Annotated in this window: 17 protein-coding genes; 6 read left to right on the plus strand and 11 right to left on the minus strand. The window is 74.0% G+C overall.

The annotated features are described in order from the left end of the window. The first annotated feature begins 115 nt into the window (after positions 1-115). Positions 116-4036, plus strand: a complete 3921-nt coding sequence (locus ACMATS_RS18765; RefSeq protein WP_414168528.1) for a PAS domain-containing protein — start codon at positions 116-118, stop codon at positions 4034-4036. A 16-nt stretch (positions 4037-4052) separates the two neighbouring features. Here the strand turns inward: ACMATS_RS18765 and ACMATS_RS18770 are convergent, their stop codons facing one another. Beyond that, the gene (locus tag ACMATS_RS18770; RefSeq protein WP_414168529.1) at positions 4053-4640 is read right to left on the minus strand and encodes a TetR family transcriptional regulator; all 588 of its coding nucleotides are present in this window, start codon (positions 4638-4640) and stop codon (positions 4053-4055) included. A 104-nt stretch (positions 4641-4744) separates the two neighbouring features. On the opposite strand from ACMATS_RS18770, the gene ACMATS_RS18775 reads away from it, so the two are divergent. Both ACMATS_RS18775 and ACMATS_RS18780 read left to right on the plus strand, forming a co-directional pair. Further along, entirely contained in the window at positions 4745-5959 is a 1215-nt protein-coding gene (locus ACMATS_RS18775; protein WP_414168530.1) for an MFS transporter, read from the plus strand. Positions 5960-6029: 70 nt separating this feature from the next. Further along, positions 6030-7688, plus strand: coding sequence for a long-chain fatty acid--CoA ligase (locus tag ACMATS_RS18780; protein WP_414168531.1), 1659 nt, complete (start codon positions 6030-6032; stop codon positions 7686-7688). A gap of 97 nt (positions 7689-7785) precedes the next feature. Here the strand turns inward: ACMATS_RS18780 and ACMATS_RS18785 are convergent, their stop codons facing one another. From ACMATS_RS18785 to ACMATS_RS18810, 6 genes are all read right to left on the minus strand, one after another. Further along, on the minus strand, positions 7786-8325 hold the full coding sequence (locus ACMATS_RS18785; protein ID WP_336410402.1) for a SigE family RNA polymerase sigma factor: 540 nt from the start codon (positions 8323-8325) through the stop codon (positions 7786-7788). A gap of 124 nt (positions 8326-8449) precedes the next feature. Then, positions 8450-9286 (minus strand): DUF1906 domain-containing protein, encoded by an 837-nt coding sequence (locus tag ACMATS_RS18790; protein ID WP_390777177.1) that lies wholly within the window; start codon positions 9284-9286, stop codon positions 8450-8452. Between the two features lie 54 nt (positions 9287-9340). Beyond that, positions 9341-10495, minus strand: a complete 1155-nt coding sequence (locus tag ACMATS_RS18795; RefSeq protein WP_414168532.1) for a lipid-transfer protein — start codon at positions 10493-10495, stop codon at positions 9341-9343. Beyond that, entirely contained in the window at positions 10492-10902 is a 411-nt protein-coding gene (locus tag ACMATS_RS18800) for a MaoC/PaaZ C-terminal domain-containing protein (protein WP_390777179.1), read from the minus strand. Before ACMATS_RS18800 ends, ACMATS_RS18795 begins: the two co-directional genes overlap by 4 nt. Next, positions 10899-11795 (minus strand): bifunctional MaoC family dehydratase N-terminal/OB-fold nucleic acid binding domain-containing protein, encoded by an 897-nt coding sequence (locus ACMATS_RS18805; RefSeq protein ID WP_414168533.1) that lies wholly within the window; start codon positions 11793-11795, stop codon positions 10899-10901. The genes ACMATS_RS18800 and ACMATS_RS18805 overlap by 4 nt, the downstream gene beginning before the upstream one ends. Positions 11796-11954: 159 nt before the next feature. Further along, the gene (locus ACMATS_RS18810; RefSeq protein WP_336410397.1) at positions 11955-12269 is read right to left on the minus strand and encodes a hypothetical protein; all 315 of its coding nucleotides are present in this window, start codon (positions 12267-12269) and stop codon (positions 11955-11957) included. A gap of 655 nt (positions 12270-12924) precedes the next feature. Here ACMATS_RS18810 and ACMATS_RS18815 point away from each other — a divergent pair. After that, positions 12925-13512, plus strand: a complete 588-nt coding sequence (locus ACMATS_RS18815; protein WP_414168534.1) for a GGDEF domain-containing protein — start codon at positions 12925-12927, stop codon at positions 13510-13512. Positions 13513-13650: 138 nt separating this feature from the next. Here the strand turns inward: ACMATS_RS18815 and ACMATS_RS18820 are convergent, their stop codons facing one another. Beyond that, positions 13651-14391: a GntR family transcriptional regulator gene (locus ACMATS_RS18820; protein WP_414168535.1), complete on the minus strand. Its 741-nt coding sequence runs from the start codon at positions 14389-14391 to the stop codon at positions 13651-13653. 137 nt (positions 14392-14528) lie between these two features. Here ACMATS_RS18820 and ACMATS_RS18825 point away from each other — a divergent pair, with 137 nt between their 5' ends. Next, a complete protein-coding gene (locus tag ACMATS_RS18825) occupies positions 14529-14738 on the plus strand; it encodes a hypothetical protein (RefSeq protein WP_414168536.1) in 210 nt (69 codons plus the stop codon). Here the strand turns inward: ACMATS_RS18825 and ACMATS_RS18830 are convergent. Then, positions 14728-15336 carry a DUF4232 domain-containing protein gene (locus ACMATS_RS18830; protein WP_414168537.1) on the minus strand — a complete coding sequence of 203 codons (609 nt, stop codon included), beginning with the start codon at positions 15334-15336 and terminating at the stop codon, positions 14728-14730. The genes ACMATS_RS18825 and ACMATS_RS18830 overlap by 11 nt on opposite strands. 388 nt (positions 15337-15724) lie before the next feature. Here ACMATS_RS18830 and ACMATS_RS18835 point away from each other — a divergent pair, with 388 nt between their 5' ends. Next, positions 15725-16402: a hypothetical protein gene (locus ACMATS_RS18835; protein WP_390777185.1), complete on the plus strand. Its 678-nt coding sequence runs from the start codon at positions 15725-15727 to the stop codon at positions 16400-16402. A 121-nt stretch (positions 16403-16523) separates the two neighbouring features. Here the strand turns inward: ACMATS_RS18835 and metC are convergent, their stop codons facing one another. Together metC and ACMATS_RS18845 are read right to left on the minus strand one after the other, a co-directional pair. Next, entirely contained in the window at positions 16524-17708 is a 1185-nt protein-coding gene (metC, locus tag ACMATS_RS18840; RefSeq protein ID WP_414168538.1) for a cystathionine beta-lyase, read from the minus strand. Next, positions 17705-18961 carry an MFS transporter gene (locus tag ACMATS_RS18845; RefSeq protein WP_414168539.1) on the minus strand — a complete coding sequence of 419 codons (1257 nt, stop codon included), beginning with the start codon at positions 18959-18961 and terminating at the stop codon, positions 17705-17707. The genes metC and ACMATS_RS18845 overlap by 4 nt, the downstream gene beginning before the upstream one ends. Positions 18962-18963: the final 2 nt, after the last annotated feature.

Genomic DNA, 18963 nt, shown 5'->3' on the forward strand with positions numbered 1-18963 from the left:
CCGTCGCGCCCGCCTCCACAGCCCGTAGACTTCCCCAGAGTGACCTGCCGCCGGAGCGGACCGTTCCCCGCCCGGCGAGGTCGGCAAGATGCGGTAACCAGGGAGGAAGCGTCTCGTGAGCAGCAGGCCATCCCGAGGCGCTGCTCGCCTCGCAGCCATACTCGACGCCCTCCCCGACGCCCTGCTGCTCGTCAACTGCAACGGCACCGTCGTCAACGCCAACCACATCGCGCTGGAGACCTTCGAGGTGCCCGGCACAGGTCTCGTCGGCCGCGGGCTGCTCGACCTGCTGCCGGACTTCGACTCCCGGCGCATCCCCGGCTCCATGCGGCTCCCGCAGGACGAGGGCGGGCGCACCCGACCCACCCGCATGATCGCCCGGCGCACCGACGGCACCCGCTTCCCGGTCGAGGTGACCAGCACCAACCTGGAGGACGGCCGCACCCCCTACGCCGACCCCCAGCCCTACACGGGCGACGAGCTGCTGATGATCGTCGTCCGCGACCTCACCGGCACCCTCGACACCGAGGCCGAACTCGCCCGCCAGCAGCGCCAGACCGAGATGATCCTGCGCGCGGCGGCCGAGGGCGTGGTCGGCGTCGACACCGCGGGCAAGGTCGTCCTCGTCAATCCCTCCGCCGCGCAGATCCTCGGCTACCGGGCGAGCGACCTCGGCGGCCGCGAGCTGCACCCGTTGATCCACCACTCGCGCGCGGACGGCTCCCCCTTCCCCTACGACGAGTCCCCCATCGCCGACACCCTCCGCTCCGGGCGCAAGCACCGGGTGCGCGGACAGGTCCTGTGGGCCAAGGACGGGCGCGCGGTGGCCGTCGACCTGACCACCGCGCCCGTGCGCGACGGGGAGCAGCTGGTCGGCGCCGTGATGACCTTCACCGACCGGCGCCCCTACGACGCGCTCGCCGCACGCCACGCCCAGCTGCTCGCCGTCCTGGACGACGCGCTGCGCGGCCCCCTCGGCCAACTCCGCACCGAGCTCGGCACCCTGGCCGACGACCCCGCGGGCCAGCTGTGGCCCGAGGCCAACCAGATCCTGCACCACCTCGCCGCCGGGTACGGGCGGATGACCGCCCTCGTCGACAACGTGCTGGCCTACCAGCAGCTCGACACCGGCACCGCGAAGCTGGAGCGCGCCAAGGCCGGGCTCGACGAGGTCGTCGCGGCGGGCGTCGAGGGCGCCGTCGAGCTGATCGGCCCCGGGCGTGCGCAGTTCGCGGTGCACGCCCCCGCCATCGAGGCCGAGATCGACGCGGAGCAGTTCGCCCGGGCGCTCGCGCACCTGGTCGCGGACGTGGCCGGCGTCGACGCGACCGGCAAGACGGCCGCGGGCGACTCGACGATCGTGGTGGCGGCCGCCCAGCGCGGCGAGGTCGTCCGCATCGAGGTGCGCGGCCCGCACCCCGGCGGCAGCCCGGTGCACCAGCCGATCGTGCGCGGCATCGTGCAACAGCACGGCGGCGTGCTGCAGAAGCACGACCGGGCGTACGTACTGGAGGTGCCCGTCTCGGCGGACGGCACCCCCGTGACCGGGTCCGAGCTGCGGCCGGACCCGAACGCGAGCATCGGCAGCGGGACGACCGTGATGCCGATGCCCGCGCAGCGGGCGCGCGGGACGGCGGAGGAGACGGCCCCCGCCGCGAAGGCCGACGCCGAGCCCGCCGTCCAGCCGACCGGGCGGCGGCGCGGCCCCGCCCGCCCCGAGGAGGAGACCCCGCAGCCGGCCGGCGCACCGACGGGCCGCCGGGCGCGCCGCGAACCGGTGCCGGCGGAGGCGCCGCGCACCGCGTTCGCCCTGCCCCCCGCGGAAGCGGACCGCACGGCGCAGCCGGCGGGCCGGCGCGCCCGACGCGCCGCGGCCCCCGGCCGCCAGGCCCCGGAACCGACCGCGCCCCGCACCGCGTTCGCCCTCCCGCCGGCCGAGGCGGACCGCCCGGCCAAGCCGGCCACCCCGGCACCGCGCAAGCCGGCCGACGACGGGTTCGCCTCCGGCGAGGAGACGCCGGCGCCCCCCGCGCCCGCGCCGGAGAAGCCCGCTGCGGCGCAGCCGGGCCTGCAGGGCGGCGGAACGGCCGCGTTCCTGCACGAGCACCCGGCCGTACCCGTACCGTTCCCGCCCGCGGCGCCCGAGAAGGCCCCGCAGGAGCGAGCGGCCGAACTGCGGGACGGCAAGCCCGAGTTCACGCCTGCGGCACCGGGCGACAACGGGGAGCGCGTGCAGGGGGGCGGCACGGCGGCGTTCCTGGCGGAGCCGTCGGCGACGCCGCGGAACGGCGACCCGGCCTTCCCGCCCGCGGTGGGCGACAGCGGCAGCCACCCGCAGGGCGGCACCGCCGCATTCCTGCAGGAGCCGGCAACGACTGCCGGGCAGCGGAACAGCGCTCCGGCCTTCCCGCCCGCGGCGGGCGACAGCAGCAACCACCCGCGGAACAGCGCTCCGGCCTTCCCGCCCGCGACGGGCGACAGCAGCAACCACCCACAGGGCGGCGGCACCGCCGCATTCCTCCAAGAGCCGACGGCGACCGCCGGGCAGCGGGGCAGCGCCGGTAACCACGCCCAGGGTGGCGGCACCGCCGCATTCGCACCCGGCGCGGCCGCCTTCCCGAACGACCCGGCCCCGGCCCCCGCCCCTCAGAAGCCCGCCGCAGGCGACGGCGCACCGCCGTTCGCGCCCGTGGCGCCGGGCGGTCCCGGCGCGCTCCCGCAGGAGCAGCCCGCCCGGGCAGCCGCGCCGGAGGCGGCAGCGGCAGCGGCCTCGGCCCACACGCGGCCCGAGCAGGCCGTCGCCACGCCGGACGGGCCCGCGCGTCCCGCGGACGCGCCGGACCGGACGCCCCCCGCGCCGGAGCCGGACGCGGCGCCCCGGCCCGCCGACTCCCCCGCGGAGAGCGGCAGTTCCCCGCACCCCACCCCCGGCACCGGGCGCCGCCGGGCCCGGCGCGCCCTCGCCGAGGAGCCGGGCGGCAGCGCCCCGCAGGACGGGCCCCCCGCCCCGCGGCCCATCAGCGTGCGCACCCTCGGCCAGGGCCCCGGCGCCGGGGAGACCCCGGCCGGCGGGACCGCCGTCGGTTCGGGACGGCGCCGCAAGCTCGCGAACCCCGCCGACACCCCGCGCGAGGCCAAGGCGCAGGCCGCCCCGGCACCGGCGGCGCCCGCCCGCCCGCACCCGCTCCCGGAGGCCCGCGCCTTCGCGGTCGGCGCCCCGGACGAGGGTTCCGAGGGCCCCGAACCGCTGGACGGGCCCGACGGTGCCGTCGAGGTCGTCGAGCCGGTGCGGCCGCCGATGGACGACGAGCTGCCGCCGGAGCCGCTGGACAACCCGCGGCGGCTGCTGGTCTGGCCGGCCCCGGACGCGTCCACGGAGTCCGCGCTGACCGAGCGCGGCTACCGCCCGGTGATCGTGCACTCGCGCGAGGAGGTCGACGCCCAGAAGGCGGCCTACCCGGCGGCGCTGTTCATCGACCCGCTGACCGGCCCGATCACCCGCACCGCGCTGCAGTCGCTGCGCGAGGCGGCGGTCGCGGCGGAGGTCCCGGTGCTGGTGACGGCCGGTCTCGGGCAGGCCACGCGGGAGGCCGCGTACGGCGCCGACCCGGCCGTCCTGCTCAAGGCGCTGGCCCCGCGCGACAGCGAGATGCACCCGCCGCGGGTGCTGCTGATCGAGGAGCAGGAGCCGGTCGCGGGCGCGCTCCGGGCCACGCTGGAGCGCCGCGGCATGCACGTGGTGTGCGCGGCGACGGACGCCGAGGCCGTGCAGCTCGCGCGGCAGACGCACCCGAACCTGGTGGTGATGGACCTGATGCAGGTGCGCCGCCGCCGGGCCGGCATCGTCGACTGGCTGCGCGGCAACGGCCTGCTCAGCCACACCCCGCTCGTCGTCTACACGTCCGCGGACATGGACCCCTCGCAACTGCCGCGCCTGGCGTCGGGCGAGACGGTGCTGTTCCTGGCGGAACGCTCGACGAGCGCGGAGGTGCAGGGCCGGATCGTGGACCTGCTGGCGAAGATCGGCACCAACTAGAGGGAGCCGCGCCCCGTCAGGGGCAGCGCTCCGTGAGCCTCCGCGCAGCCGTCCGCAAGGACGATCGCAGTCGCGCCAGGTCCCCCTCGGTGTCCCCGACGACGATCCGCCGCATCTGCGGCTGCACGGTGGCCCAGGAGGCCAGCGCGATCATCAGGAAGAGCAGGTCCTGCGCCGGGACGGCGTCGCTGATGACGCCCTTCTCCTGGGCCTCGGCGAAGGCCGCGACCTTGCGTGCGTAGTGGCCCCGGCGCTCGTCCTCGTGCGGAATGCCGCCGGTGCCGTACTCCAGGCCCTCCCAGAAGACGAGCCGGACCAGCTCGGGGTGGGCGGCGTGGTAGTCGAAGAGGCGGTCGATCCAGCCGTCGGGGTCCTCGGCGTCGACGGGGTTGGCGACGGCGAGCTCCATCAGCCGCTTCTCCAGGACCTGGGAGAAGAGCTCGGCCTTGTTGCCGAAGTAGGCGTAGATCAGCTGCTTGTTGGCCTTGGCCTCGCGCGCGATCCGGTCCACGCGCGCGCCGGCGATGCCGCGCGCGGCGAACTCGGCGGTGGCCGCGGCGAAGATGCGGGCCTTGGTCGCCTCGGGGTCCCTGATTGCTCCCATGCGCCCAGCGTAACCAACTATCCGGTTGACAGGCCGCGCCCCGCTCTGCGAGATTCACAACCAACCAGTTGGTTGCAAGTACCCGGGGGAGCTTCCACCACGCCATGACCACCGCCACGACATCCACCGCACCCGGGGCCGCCGCCGAGGCACCGGCGCCGGCCCCCGCCTTCCTGCTCCCCGTCATCGCGCTGTGCACCGCCGTCACGGCCGCCAACATCTATCTGGCCGCCCCGCTGCTCGGGCTCATCGCCCGCAGCTTCGGCGCCTCGCCCTCCTCCGCCGGCTGGATCGCCTCCGTCGCCCAACTCGGCTACGCCATCGGCCTGCTGGCCTTCGCCCCGCTCGGGGACACGGCCGACCGCCGCCGCCTCGTCGCCGCGCTGTCCGGCCTCGCGGGCGTGGCCCTCGTCGCCGCCGGGCTCGCGCCGGGCCTGCCCGCGCTGGCGGCCGCGGTGCTGGTGGCCTGCGCCGGCACGGTCGTCCCGCAGCTGCTCGTCCCGCTCGTGGCCGAGCGCGCGCCCGCGGACCGGCGCGGCCGGCACGTGGCGGCGGTGGTGGCGGGCCTGTTCACCGGCATCGTCGCGGCCCGGGTGCTGGGCGGCCTGGCCGGCCAGGCCTTCGGCTGGCGCCCGGTGTTCTTCGGCGCCGCGGCACTCACGGTGACGGTCGGCCTGCTGACGGCCCTGCTGCTGCCGCGGGAAACGCGCCCGCGGCGCAGGTCCAATCCGCTGAAGAACATCGCCGGCCTGCCCCGCCTGCTGCGCTCCTCGGCCGACCTCCGGGCGGCCTGCCTGCGTCAGGCCGGCCTGTTCGGCGCGTGGAGCTCCCTGTGGACGACGCTGTCGCTGCTGCTCACGGCACCGCAGCCGTTCCACCTGTCGACGGGCACGGCGGGCCTCTTCGGCCTGTTCGGCCTGACCTCGACCGCCGTCGCCCCGGTCTCGGGCACCCTGATCGACCGCTTCGGCCCGCGCCGGGTGGTGACGGCCGGCTATGTGCTGGCGGCACTGTCCCTCCCGCTGTTCCGGCTGGGCGGGCACCGGATCTGGGCGCTGTGCGCGGCGGCGGTGCTGATCCACGCAGGCCTGATGGCGGGTCAAGTGGCCAACCAGACCCGGGCGTTGGCGGCCACCTCGATGCCGTCGACGGCGAACACGGCGTACGTGGTGTCGGCCTTCGTCGGCGGCGCGAGCGCCTCGGCCCTGGCGGGCCCGGCCTTCGCCACGTGGGGCTGGAACGGGGTGTGCGCGATCGCGGTGGCGGCCGTCGCGGCGGGATGGTTCGGCGGCCGGGGGAACGGCTCGGTCCGGAACTAGTGACTTACCGCCGGATACGGCAGCAGAATCGCCCCTGACGCAGTCGCGCAAAGCCTAAGGGGAGGCTCCGGTGCTGAGCACTATGCAGGATGTACCGCTGACCGTCGCACGCATCCTGGCCCACGGCTCCGGAGTGCACGGCCGGGCCCTGGTCACCACCTGGACCGGCACCGGCGAACCGCACCGCCGCAGCTTCGCGGACGTCGGGGCGCGGGCCGCACGGCTCGCCCACGCCCTGCACGGGCTCGGCGTCCACGAGGGGGAGCCCGTGGCGACCCTGATGTGGAACAACGCCGAGCACCTGGAGGGGTACCTGGCCGTCCCCTCCATGGGCGCGGTCCTGCACACCCTCAACCTCCGGCTGCCTCCCGAGCAGCTCGCCTGGATCATGCGGCACGCCGGCGACCGCGTCGTGCTCGTCAACGGCTCGCTGCTGCCGCTCCTCGCGCCGCTCCTGCCGTATCTGGACGACGTGGAGCACGTGATCGTCTCCGGGCCGGGCGACCTGTCCGCGCTGGCGGACGTGCGCCCGCAGGTGCACGACTACGAGGAGCTGCTCGCGGCACAGCCCGCGGACCCCTACCCGTGGCCCGAGCTCGACGAGCGCCAGGCCGCCGCCCTCTGCTACACCTCCGGCACCACCGGCGAGCCCAAGGGCGTCGCCTACAGCCACCGTTCGGTCTACCTGCACGCGATGGAGGTCAACGCCGCGGCCTCCTTCGGGCTGACCCCGGCGCAGACCTGCCTGCCGGTCGTGCCGATGTTCCACGTCAACGCCTGGGGCCTGCCGCACGCGGCCTTCATGGCGGGCTCCGCGCTGCTGATGCCGGACCGCTTCCTGCAGCCCGCGCCCCTCGCGGACATGATCGAGGCCGAGCGGCCGACCGTCACCGCGGGCGTGCCGACCATCTGGCAGGGCCTGCTGGCCGAGCTGGACGCCCGCCCGCGCGACGTCTCCTCGCTGCACACGGTCGTCAGCGGCGGCTCCGCCTGCCCGCCCTCGCTGATGAAGGACTTCGAGGAGCGGCACGGGCTGCGCATCGTCCAGGCCTGGGGCATGACCGAGACCTCGCCGCTGGGCTCGGTGGCCTACCCGCCGCCCGGCCTGAGCCCGGAGGAGGCCTGGCCCTACCGGGTCACCCAGGGCCTGCTGCCCGCCTCGGTGGAGTTCCGGCTGGCCGGTCCGGACGGGCGGTTCCTGCCGTGGGACGGCACGTCGGCCGGCGAGCTGGAGGTGCGCGGCCCGTGGATCGCGGGCGCGTACTACGGCGGCAAGGACGGCGAGCCCTTCCGGCCCGCGGACAAGTTCAGCGAGGACGGCTGGCTGCGCACGGGCGACATCGGCACGATGTCCCCCGACGGCTACCTGACCCTCACCGACCGGGCCAAGGACGTCATCAAGTCCGGCGGCGAGTGGATCTCCTCGTGCGAGCTGGAGAACCACCTGATGGCCCACCCGGACGTCACGGAGGCGGCCGTCATCGCCGTCCCCGACGAGAAGTGGGGCGAGCGCCCGCTGGCCACGGTCGTCCTGCGCGACGGCGCGACGGCAGGCTGGCCGGAGCTGCACGGCTTCCTGGGCGAACGCGTGGCGCGCTGGCAGCTGCCGGAGCGCTGGGCCCTGGTCCCGTCCGTCCCGAAGACGTCGGTGGGCAAGTTCGACAAGAAGGTCCTGCGCCGCCAGTACGCGGAGGGGGAGCTGAAGGTGACGGTGCTGGGCGCCTCGTAACGCGCCCTGTCAGGGGCGCCCCGCAAGGGGCGCGGGGAACTGCGCGAGCAACCACAGCCGACCCGCACCCGCAGAACGGCCGCATCCAGCGGAGCGCTCAGGCCGCACAAGAAAGCTCAGGGTCCTCCCGCAGCTTGCCCAGCGCACGCGACACCGCGCTCTTCACGGTGCCGACGGACACCCCCATCAGTTCCGCCGTCTGCACCTCGGTGAGGTCCTCGTAATACCTGAGGACGACCATGGCCCGCTGCCGGTCCGGCAGCCGGTGCACGGCGCGCCACATCGCATCACGCAGAGCCACCGGCTCTGCGTGATCGCCGGCGCCCTGCGGCGCCTCCGGCAGCTCCTCGCAGGGGAACTCGTCGACCCTGCGCTTGCGCCACTGCGAGGTGCGCGTGTTGACGAGGGCCCGGCGCACGTAGCCGTCCAGCGCCCGGTGGTCCTCGATCCGGTCCCACGCCAGGTACGTCTTGGTGAGGGCCGTCTGCAGCAGATCCTCGGCATCGCAGGGGTTCGAGGTCAGCGAACGGGCGGTGCGCTGCAGCACCGGGCCGCGTGCCCGGACGTACGAGGAGAACGACGGGTACACGGCCGCGGTGGAGGCGCCGGCACACACGGACGTCGAGGTCACTGTCATGCTTCAACGCTAGGAGCGCACCCGTCCCCGGCGGATCGGCCGGAGGTGCCGAAGCGCGCTCCCCCTCAGGTCGTACGAATCGGCTCCGCCACACCTCCTGGAGGGGGAGCCCGGAGGATCTCCGTCAGTCGATCACTGCGACCGGTGCGTCGACGAGGTTGCGGTCGATGGTCAGCTTGCGGCCGCCGTAGGTCTCGGTCACATTGCCCGCGTACTGGTGGATCCGGCGGTGCGGCGACCAGGACGTGGAGGACAGCGACGGCTCCTTGGCCGTGTTCGGCGAGGTCTTCCAGCGGGCGAACCAGACGGCCTCGGGAAGGTCGTCCATCCCGGCCCGGCGGGCGCGCTCCAGGTGGCGGACGCCCGACTCGGCACTGCTGTAGAAGCCGGGCAGGTAGCCCTTGTCCCTGACGGCGGCGCTCCAGGAGCGGATGAAGGTGAGGGTGGCGTCGGCGCAGTCGTCGTTCTTGTCGTTGTACGCCTCCATGTCGAGGTACAGCGCGCTGCGCTGCGCGATGCCGAGCGCGCTCGCGTCGTGCACCGCGTCCATGCCCTCGTCCCAGCCCTGGTCGTAGGGGTCGTCCCCGATGGGGTAGCCCTTCTTGCTGGCGGCGCGGACGCACGGCGACTGCGAGCCGACGAAGATCGGCAGGACCTTCCAGCCGAGGTCACGGGCGCCGGTGAGCCAGCGGGCGCTGAGGTAGGTCTGGCGCGGGCAGGCCCGTGCGCGGCCGCTGTAGTAGACGCCCACGGCGCGGTACTCGGACGCGGCCCAGGCGCTGAGGGTGGTCAGCGGCGGGGCCTGGCAGGTGTCGAACGCCTGCCCCCGGAAAACGGAGGCGCCGCCCAGGCCCAGGAGTGCCGGGGCGGCGGTGACGGGCGCTGCTGCCTGGGTGACCACCTGGGCCAGCGCCGCCAACAGGGCGACGATGTATCCGATGATCTTCCTTCGTCGGTCCATAAGGGCGAGTCAAGGGGGCCGGACGGGGCCGTCCGGCGGTGACACGCCCTCGGTTCATCCGTCTGCGCCGAGAAGCAGCCCGGACGTGGGAACACCGGTTCCGGCGGTGACGAGCACATGCGCGACGTCCGCAACTTGGTTGGCCGCACTGCCCCGCAACTGCCGCACGGCTTCGGCGATGCCGTTCATGCCGTGCAGGTACGCCTCGCCCAGCTGGCCGCCGTGGGTGTTGAGCGGCAGCCGGCCGGCGGCGACGAACTCGCCTGCCTCGCCCGGCGCGCAGAAGCCGAACTCCTCCAACTGCATGAGGACGTGCGGGGTGAAGTGGTCGTAGAGGATGCCGACGTCGATGTCGGAGGGCCGCAGCCCGCTGTCGCGCCACAGCCGCCGCGCGACGACACCGGCCTCGGGGAGGCGGCCGGGCTCGCCGCGGTAGAAGCCCGTCATCTGTTCCTGGCCCGCGGCCGCGCCCTGGGCCGCCGCGGTGATCACGGCGGGCGGGTGCCGGAGCGTCCGGGCCCGGTCGGTGCTCGTGACGACGAAGGCCTGTCCGCCGTCGGTCTCCTGGCAGCAGTCGAGCAGCCGCAGCGGTTCGGCGATCCATCGGGAGGCGGCGTGATCGGCGAGGGTGATGGGACGGCCGTGGAAGTACGCGGCCGGGTTGCTGGCGGCGTACCGGCGGTCGGTGACGGCGACGTGGCCGAAGACCTCCGGTTCCAGGCCGTGGAGATGGAGGTAGCGGCTCGCCTGCATGGCGACCCAGGAGGCCGGGGTGAGCAGCCCGAACGGCAGGGTCCAGCCCAGGGCCACGCCCTCGGCGGAGGGTTCCCGGTGCCGTACGCCCGCGCCGAAGCGGCGGCCGGAGCGCTCGTTGAAGGCGCGGTAGCAGACGACGGCCCCGGCGACGCCGGCCGCGACGGCGAGGGCGGCCTGCAGGACGGTGGCACAGGCGGCGCCGCCCCCGTAGTGGACGCGGGAGAAGAAGGACAGCTCCCCGATGCCGGCGGCCCGGGCCACGCCGATCTCGGGGCTGGTGTCCATGGTGAAGGTGACCATGCCGTCGACGTCGCCGGGTGCGAGCCCGGCGTCGTCCAGCGCGGCCCGTACGGCCTCGGCGGCCAGGGCGAGCTCGCTGCGGCCGGAGTTCTTGGAGAACGCGGTGGCACCGATGCCCGCGATGGCGGCCCTGCCGCCGAAGGTGCCCTTCACGGCGCGACCCGGGTGCGCGCCGCGGGCAGGGTCAGGGTCACGGTGCCGGTGACGTGCCGGCCGAGGCGGTTGGTGCCGACGACGTCGACGACGACCGTTTCCCCGTCGACGGATCCGACCGTGCCGGTGAGGACGAGTTCGTCCCCCGGGTGGCTGGGGACGCCGAGCCGGATGGCGGCCTTGCGCAGGACGGCGTCCGGGCCGAAGTGGTCGGTGAGGTAACGGCCCACGAGGCCCTGGGTGGTGAGGATGTTCATGAAGATGTCGGGGGCGCCCTTGGCCCGTGCGGCCTCGGGGTCGTGGTGCACGTCCTGGTAGTCGCGGGAGGCGAGGGCGCCCGCGATGACGAGCGTGCGGGTGACGGGGATGGTGAGCGGGGGAAGGGTGTCCCCCTTCTCCGGCGTCATGCGCTCTCCTCCCGGGGCCGGAACACCGGCAACTCCCTTTCCGCATCCACCCTCAGGAACTCCAGCTCGACAGGCATACCGATGTGCACCCCGCCCGGCTCCACCCCGGTGATGTTGCTGATCATCCGTACTCCTTCGGCGAGTTCGACCAACGCGACGGCGTAGGGCGGGTCGAATCCGGGGGCGGGCGGATGGTGCACGATCACGTACGCATGCACCGTGCCGGCCCCGGAGGCCGCCATGGCCGTCCACCGCGGGGACCCGCAGTGCGCACACCCGGGCACCCAGGGGAAGCGTAATTCCGTGCAGTCGTCGCACTGTTGGATCAGCAGGACGTGGGCGGCGACGCCCTCCCAGAATCCGGCGTTGTCGCGGTTGACGACCGGGCGCGGCCGTTCGGCCGGGGCCGACGTGCGCGGCGCGGGCGCGTACTTGAGGATGCGGAAGCGCTGGATGCCGACGAGCTCGCCGTTGGCGCGGATCTCCGTGCGCCGGGTGAGGAAGTGGCCGGCGCCGAGCCGGGTCGTCTTGCACGGCGAGACCGACTCGATCACGGAGTCGAAGGTGATCTCGTCGCCCGGGCGCAGGGGCCGCAGGTACTCCTGTTCGCAGTCGGTCGCGACGACGGCGGTGAAGCCCGCGCCGTCGAGGAGGGCGAACACCTCGTCGAGAGCCGGGGATCTGCTGGAGGGACCGCCCAGGCCAGGCATGGTCCAGACCTGGAGCATGGCGGCCGGGGCGACGGCGCCCTCGCCCCGGTAGGCGGCGCCGGTGTCGCCCAGGGCCTCGCACCAGTGCCTGATCATAGGGCGGTTGACGGGGTCCGGGCCGCGGGCCGCGACGGCGGCGGGGCGCCCTTCGTAGAGCCTGAGGAGCCGGTGGAGGTCGCTCACGATTTCTGACTGTCCGTCAGATCTCCGGGGGCTGTCAAGGTCCCCGCACCAACGCCGCGCGGCGGCACCGAGGTGCCGCCGCGCGGTTCGTACAGACCCTGTCCACTCTCACCACATCACCCGGTGCTTGGCTCCCGGGGGCCGGTGGTCACACCGGGCTCACCACAGGTTGGTGAAGCGGACGGTGACGTTGTCCTGGCGGATCGCCGTATGGCCGGACCTGTTGACGCTGGCCGTATTGGCCTGGTTACTGGCTCCGGTGCCGGTGGACTGCTGCTGCGTGGTGTCCGAGTTGCCGTGGTTGTTGTGACCCACGCCGCTCCCGACGAGGCCGGCCGCGGCCGCATTCGATCCCCGGTTGGCCAGCTGACCGCCGTCGTCGGCAGCCTGGGCCATGCCCGAGAAGAGCAGAACAGCCATGGGCAGGGCCGCGACAGCGGCGAGAACACGGGCGGCAGTGCGGGTGCTTGCCATCTCAATTCCTCCAGTACGGAACTTCGAACTACCGGTCGTTGCCAGGTGGGTTGGCCGACCGCCCCGGCGCTGTTTCGACGTCGCGAGACCAGAATTGCCCACCGAATCTCCACCGAACCCACCTCCACTCCCCATTCCCTCGCAAGCATGACCGGCTGCGGATAAACCTCCACCGCTGTCCCACGGCCTGCGCCGGCCCCCGCCGGACACCCCCGGAATCCGTACGTCCCACGGAAGAAATCGTTTCGGCACGGCCCCCGCGCGCGCTTCGAAAGACCCCGGACGGCCGAGCCCCGGTCCGCGGAAGAGCGCATGCCGCGGCGTCCACTCCCCGCCCCCGGCGACCGCACCGCGATATCCGGATTGTCCGACGCCCGGCACCGCCCGGGGCCGCATATCGGCCGCCACCGACCGCATTTCGGATGTTCCGGGCCGCCCGGCAGGTACCCGCGCGCTCCTCGCCGCCCGAAACGGGGGATGTGCGGCATGACGGCCCGGTCCACCGCCACCACGGCGCGATCGGGCCGTCCGCGGCCCCGGTGAGCACACCCGAGTACCCCCGAGTGCCCCCGTGGACAGGCACGTTCACCTGCAGGCACGCCCGGACCGCGACTCCCGCTGCACGCCCGTCGCCCGAGGAACCGGAAGGTGCCCGATGAACCTCATACTCCAGGCCCTGCCCGTCGCCGCTCCGACCGTCGGCTGGGTCACCCACGCCTGTTTCCTGGCCCGCAGGCTCCGTTCCGCCCGCCGGGACCCGCTGACGGGCCTGATGGGCCGCACCGAGTTCACCGGCCGCGCCCTGCGCGCCCTCCGGCACCCGCACGCGGCCGTACTGCTGCTGGACCTCAACGGCTTCAAGCAGATCAACGACACGCACGGCCACGCCGTGGGCGACCAGGTGATCGCCGCCGTCGGCCGGCGCCTCGACGCCTGGTGCGCGGAGCACGGCGGCTTCGCCGCACGGCTGGGCGGCGACGAGTTCGCCGCCCTCGTCCGCCTCGCCCCCGAGGCGGACCTGGACGCGGAACTGACCCACGGCCTCTCGGCCCGCCTGTCGGCCCCGCTCGACACCGGCCGCGCCACCCTCACCCCGCGCGCCTCGATCGGCGTGTGCCGCAAGGCGTTCCGCCCCGGCGCCGGCCTGCCGGACCTGCTGCGCGGCGCGGACGAGGCCATGTACGCGGCGAAGCGGCGCGGCGAACACTGGCGCCCGGGAACGCATTTGACGCTGGCGTCATGATTCCGGGGCGCCCCGTCCCCGCGCCCCGTCAGGGGCGCGGGGCTGTTACTCCCCCAGCTACCGCTGGGAGGTACCCCCAGCGGCTCCGCCGCGTGGGCGCGACCAGCCACAACCGGCCCGCAGCCGAAGAACAACGCGTCAGGGAAACCCGTACTCCAGCTCCTGAAGATGCCCGGCCTTGGCCATCACACTGACCTCGATCGGCCGGTCCCCGTCTCCGTAGATCACGCGGAACGTCCGCAGCACCGGCAGATCGCCCGGCATCTCCAGCGCCCTGTACTGCTCCTGCGTGGGCACGCGCGCGGACACCTGGTCCACGCAGCGGCGCGGCGGGTGGCCCAGCTCCGCCAGGAGCGCCGGGGCGCCTTCCCCTATGGTGCGGTGCTCCATCATCGGGGTGCCGCGCGCGATGTCGAGCGGGTAGTAAGACTTGACCAGTTCGACGGGTTCGTCGTCGAAGAGCACGATCCGGGAGCGCAGCAGGGCCGTCCCGTTCCTCATCAGGTTCATCGCCGCAGCGACGTCCGCCGGCGGCCGGACCTCGGCGACGTCCAGCAGCCTGCTCCCGTCGCGGCGCGGGCGCCAGGCAGGCCGCAGGGTGCGCTGCCGGTGCGGGCGGACGGTGACGGACGCGCCGGGGCGCCCCACGACGAGGCCTTCGGCCTTCAGCACCTGGAGTGCCTTCTGCACCGTCGCGTTGGAGGCCACGAAGCGGCTCTTGAGCTGCCGGGTCGACGGCACTCTGTCGCCCGGCGCGATGTCGCCGGACATGATCTCGTCCCGCAGGTCCGCCGCGATGCGCTCGTGGAGCGAGCGCCGGTCGCACGCGTTGTCCTCCGCCTTGGGCACAGCCGTCCGATCCTCCGCTACGGGCCTCATCGGCTTACACAGTAGGCACGTTGGCGGAGTGCGACCAGAGCTCACCCCTGACCTTGCCGCCTTTCGCGAACGGCAGTACCGTCGCCGCAACGCCACGGAGACATCACACTCTGTCGTTGCACAAGGGGAGTTCACCGATGCCCGACCGTCGCAGGATCACCACCGTCACCGTGACCGGGGACGGCGTGCTCGTAGGGGACGTCATCACCGTCGGCGGCATCCCGCACGTCGTCCGGGACGTGCGGGGCGTCCAGCCGGCCCGCAAGCGCGTCGAGTTCGAGGACGGCAACGCGTACGTCCTGGGCCGGCACCACCCCATCGAGGTGGCCCGGCGGATCACCACATGAGGGCGTCGCCGGGCGTGGCCTGCCAGAAGGAGACGGCCGCCGAGTCGTCGACGGAGGTGCCCTCGGGCAGGGCGAGCCGGGCCGGGGTGCCGGTCGTGCCGGCGGCGGACGCGTCCGCGAAGTGCACCGTCAGGACGCGGGCGGGACGGATGCCCGCTGCCGCACTGCCGTCGGCACCCGAGGTGCGGACGGTTGCGTACGCGGACTGCCCCGGGGCCAGGGTGACCACGGCGTGCGGCCGGCTGCCGGGCATGACCCGGGTGACCGCCTGGTCCTGGTTGAAGCGCAGGCGGGGGTAACCGTAGGCGGCGCAGCGGCCGGAGCCGGTGTTGATGAGGATGAGGAGCAGGTGGTTCACGGACCGGGGGACCACAGCGACCATCACCTTGCCGCGGGCGGCCGAGCAGGCGGGGAGCCGGCCGGCGGTCCGGGCCACTGCGTCGGAGGCGGCGCCGGGCGGGGACGCGCGTATCTGCGCCTCGGTGGCCGGCGCGGGGGCGAGCCTCGTTCCGCTTCCCTGCTCCCCGCAGGCGGCCACGGCGAGAGCGGCGGTCACGGCGAGGCCGGCGGAAGCGGCGAGCAGGGCGGTCCTGGGCATGGGTGTCTCCCCCGAAGGCACGGACGTGGGCACGGGCGTGGGCGTGGGCATGGGCTGGGACGAGGGCGGCGGATTACGGTCGCTCGGAGGTCCGTCCCCGCTCGTCGTCACAGCCTCAGCCGCCCGCCGCCGCGGCCGCAACGGACCTCGGGACGTGCGGGACAACGGAACGGTCCTACGCACTCTGACCTGCGAAAATGCCATTCCCCTGGGACACCGCCCCGGGACGGGGGACCCGCTTCCGGGCACGTGACGACCTCCGGGTGATCTCCGCCACAGGAGAGCCGAAGACCGCTAAGAGGTCGTTTTTGCGCCATCCGTTCCGTCGTCAACTGCCGTACTGTCCCCTCGCACTTCACCAGTCCACAAGCAACGGGGGAATTACACGGTGAACGGTATCGACATCAAGACCGTCCAAAAGCTGAGCGGTCTCGTGGCTCTCGGGGCGCTCGCCCTGACCGGCTGCGGCCCCGAGGACAAGCCGGCGTCCTCTGCGCCCTCTTCTTCCTCTTCGTCCCCGGCCGCCGCCGCGAGCGCGGCCACCGGCGGCGGTTCGACGGGCGGTTCGAGCTCGTCCGGCAGCACGGGCGGCACCGGCGGCGGGAGCACGGGCGAGGTGAAGCCCGGCCAGACCTTCAAGATCGGCGACGTGGCCCACATCCCGTTCTCCTACGGCCACTCGAGCGGCAAGATCGCCCTGAGCGTCACGGCGATCGAGCAGGGCGACCCGAACGACCTGTCCTCGCTGAACCTCGGCGACCAGGTGAAGGGGAAGGTCCCCTACTACATCCGCTACTCGGTCACCAACGACGGCACCACGGACCTGTCCTTCGCCGCCGTGAACCACATGAAGGGCCACCTGCCCGACGGCTCCGAGGCCCAGGACCTCATGGTCATCGGCGACTTCGCCAAGTGCCACGGCGGCGACCTGCCGAGCGGCTTCACCGCGGGCAAGTCCACCCAGGGCTGCGCGGTGGCGCTCGCGCCGTCCGCCTCGGTGAAGGTCGCGTCGGCCGAGTACTGGGGGGACCCGTTCTCCCTGGGCAAGGGCGTCAACTGGAAGTGACGTAGGGGGAGATCCCCACATCACGAGGGCGCCCCGGTCCGGGGGCGCCCTCATCCGTTCCCGAGCCCCGTAGGGGCGCGGGGAACTGCGCGACCAGCCACGACGAACCCGCAGCCGACGCTCAGCAGCCCGCTTGCCGCCGCACCAACTCGGCGAAGCCCTCCACGAGGTCGGCCTTGAGGTCGTCGAGGTGCTCGAAGCCGACGTGGACGCGCAGGAGGGGGCCGCGGTCCCGCCAGGTGCCGGGAAGCCGGTGGGTGAGCGGATCGGCGGGGACGAGCAGGCTCTCGTACCCGCCCCAGCTGTGGCCGAGGCCGAAGAGCCGCAGCCGGTCGATCATGGCGTCGACGGCGGCCCTGCCGAAGTGCGGGCGCAGGACGAAGCCGAACAGGCCCGACGCGCCGTCGAAGTCGCGCTGCCAGATCCGGTGGCCCGGGTGCTCGGGCAGGGCGGGGTGGACGACCTCGGCGACCTCCTCGCGCTGCTGCAGCCAGTGGGCCAGGTCCAGGGCCTGCTGCTGGTGCCGGCCGAGCCGCACGCCGAGGGTGCGCAGGCCGCGCAGGCCCAGGTAGAGGTCGTCGGCGCCGGCGCACTGGCCGAGCCGCATGGCCGCCCCGCGGACGGCCGGGAAGGCATCTTCGGAGCAGACGATGGCGCCCAGGATGCTGTCGGCGTGGCCGGTCAGGTACTTGGTGGCGGAGTGGAGGACGACGTCGGCGCCGAGTTCGAGGGGGCGCAGGAAGGCCGGGGTGGCCCAGGTGTTGTCGATGACGGTGGTGATCCCGCGCGGGCGGCAGGCGGCGGTGACGGCCGGGACGTCCTGGACCTCGAAGGTGGTGGAACCCGGGGATTCGAGGTAGACGACCCGGGTCTCCGGGCGGAGCAGTCCCTCGATGCCGGCGCCGACGGCGGGGTCGTAGTACTCGACACGGACGCCGAACGCGGCGAGCGAGTCGCAGAACCGCCGGGTCGGCATGTAGACGGAGTCGCTGACGAGCAGGTGGTCGCCGGCGCGGACGAAGGAGAGGACCGCGGTGGTGGCCGCGGCCAGTCCGGAGCAGGTGGCCACGGCGGCGTGGCCGCCCTCCAGTTCGGCGAGGGCGGTCTCGAAGGCCCTGCCGGTCGGGGTGCCGAAGCGCCCGTAGACCGGCGGGGTGCGCTTGAGCGGGTCGGCCTGGGACGCCGCCATCTCGGCGGTGTCCCGGTAGAGGACGGTGGAGGTCCGGTGGATCGGCGGGTTGACGTAGCCGTGGCGGCGGTGCGGCTCGGAGCCGGCCTGGACGTAGCGGGTGTCGCGCGTGGTCACGCCGCGGGCTCCTTCTCGAGTCCGGCGGCGCTCTCGGTGCCGGTCCGGTCCGTGCGGCCGGCGGACGGGCCGCCGAGGACGAGGCCGAGGACGGCGACGACAGCGCACTGGGCGGCGACGGCCAGCCAGTACCGGCCGGGGTGCCCGCCGTGCTGGAAGTGGCCGAACAGGAAGCCTCCGGCCGCACCGGCGAACAGCCCTCCGACGCCCGTGGTGAGCCGCTGGACGCCGAAGGCGAAGGCGGGCCGGTCGGGGATCCGGCCGACCACCTCCAGGTCGCCGCGGAGGAAGACGAACGCCTCGCCGACGGTGAACACCGCGGTGCCGAGCAGCAGGGCGGGGGTGCCGCCGAGGAACATCACCGCCGTGCCGGCCGCCATCAGCAGGAATGATCCGGCCAGCAGCCCCCGGTAGCCGGCCCGGGCGATCCGCCCGGCCAGCAGGGGCTGGAGGATGGCCATCATGGCGCAGTTGAGCAGCATCACCCAGCCGACCAGACCGAGGTGCGACTCGGCGGCCGCGTACAGGCCGATGAAGCTCTGGAAGGAGAAGTAGAGGTAGAAGGCGGCGACGTTGAAGAGCACCGGCCGCCGGGCCTCGCGCAGGGCACCGCGCAAGGTGCCGCCCGAATCCGCCTGTCCGGCCGGGGCGTCGGGCCGCGCGGCGACCGGCTGCATGGCGACCTGGTGGGCGACGGCGAACAGGGCGAACAGACCGGCCAGGACGAACAGCAGGACGGCCGGGTCCCGGCCGATCAGCAGCACCGCGAGGAACGGGCCGAGGCCCATGCCGACGTTGAGGGCGGCGGCGCTGATCGCCAGGAAGAGCGGCCGCAGGTCATCGGCGACGGAGCGCACGATGTACGCCTTGTTGGCCGGCAGGTACAGCGCGGGCCCGGCAGCCACCAGGACGACCGCCGGCAGCACGAGGGCGTGCACATGGACGGCGAGCGCGAGCAGGACGAGGCCGAGCGCCCGCAGCAGCAGGGCGCCGGTCATCGTCGGTTTGAGGCCCAGCCGGTCGGCGACCGGGCCCCCGACGATGCTGCCGCCGAACTGGATGAACGTGGCGACCGCGACCAGCAGGCCGGCCGTCCCGGTGTCCAGCCCGACGCCCTTGACCAGCAGCACCCCGATGAACGGGGTGATCATGTAGCTGCCGAGGCCGACCACGGTGGACAGGACGACCAGGGCCTTGAGGCCGGCCGGCAGCGCGGCGCAGGTCCGCCACCGGGCGGCTGCGGAGCTCGGCACCG

It is taken from the genome of Streptoverticillium reticulum (assembly GCF_047456005.1).
Classification (GTDB): domain Bacteria; phylum Actinomycetota; class Actinomycetes; order Streptomycetales; family Streptomycetaceae; genus Streptomyces; species Streptomyces reticulum.

What these genes read in the sequence shown, in the direction of transcription:
- ACMATS_RS18770 (WP_414168529.1), bottom strand. Translation starts at nt 4,640, where the DNA reads ATGGGAGCAATCAGGGACCCCGAGGCGACCAAGGCCCGCATCTTCGCC.
- ACMATS_RS18775 (WP_414168530.1), top strand. Translation starts at nt 4,745, where the DNA reads ATGACCACCGCCACGACATCCACCGCACCCGGGGCCGCCGCCGAGGCA.
- ACMATS_RS18785 (WP_336410402.1), bottom strand. Translation starts at nt 8,325, where the DNA reads ATGACAGTGACCTCGACGTCCGTGTGTGCCGGCGCCTCCACCGCGGCC.
- ACMATS_RS18790 (WP_390777177.1), bottom strand. Translation starts at nt 9,286, where the DNA reads ATGGACCGACGAAGGAAGATCATCGGATACATCGTCGCCCTGTTGGCG.
- ACMATS_RS18800 (WP_390777179.1), bottom strand. Translation starts at nt 10,902, where the DNA reads ATGACGCCGGAGAAGGGGGACACCCTTCCCCCGCTCACCATCCCCGTC.
- ACMATS_RS18810 (WP_336410397.1), bottom strand. Translation starts at nt 12,269, where the DNA reads ATGGCAAGCACCCGCACTGCCGCCCGTGTTCTCGCCGCTGTCGCGGCC.
- ACMATS_RS18815 (WP_414168534.1), top strand. Translation starts at nt 12,925, where the DNA reads ATGAACCTCATACTCCAGGCCCTGCCCGTCGCCGCTCCGACCGTCGGC.
- ACMATS_RS18820 (WP_414168535.1), bottom strand. Translation starts at nt 14,391, where the DNA reads ATGAGGCCCGTAGCGGAGGATCGGACGGCTGTGCCCAAGGCGGAGGAC.
- ACMATS_RS18825 (WP_414168536.1), top strand. Translation starts at nt 14,529, where the DNA reads ATGCCCGACCGTCGCAGGATCACCACCGTCACCGTGACCGGGGACGGC.
- ACMATS_RS18830 (WP_414168537.1), bottom strand. Translation starts at nt 15,336, where the DNA reads ATGCCCAGGACCGCCCTGCTCGCCGCTTCCGCCGGCCTCGCCGTGACC.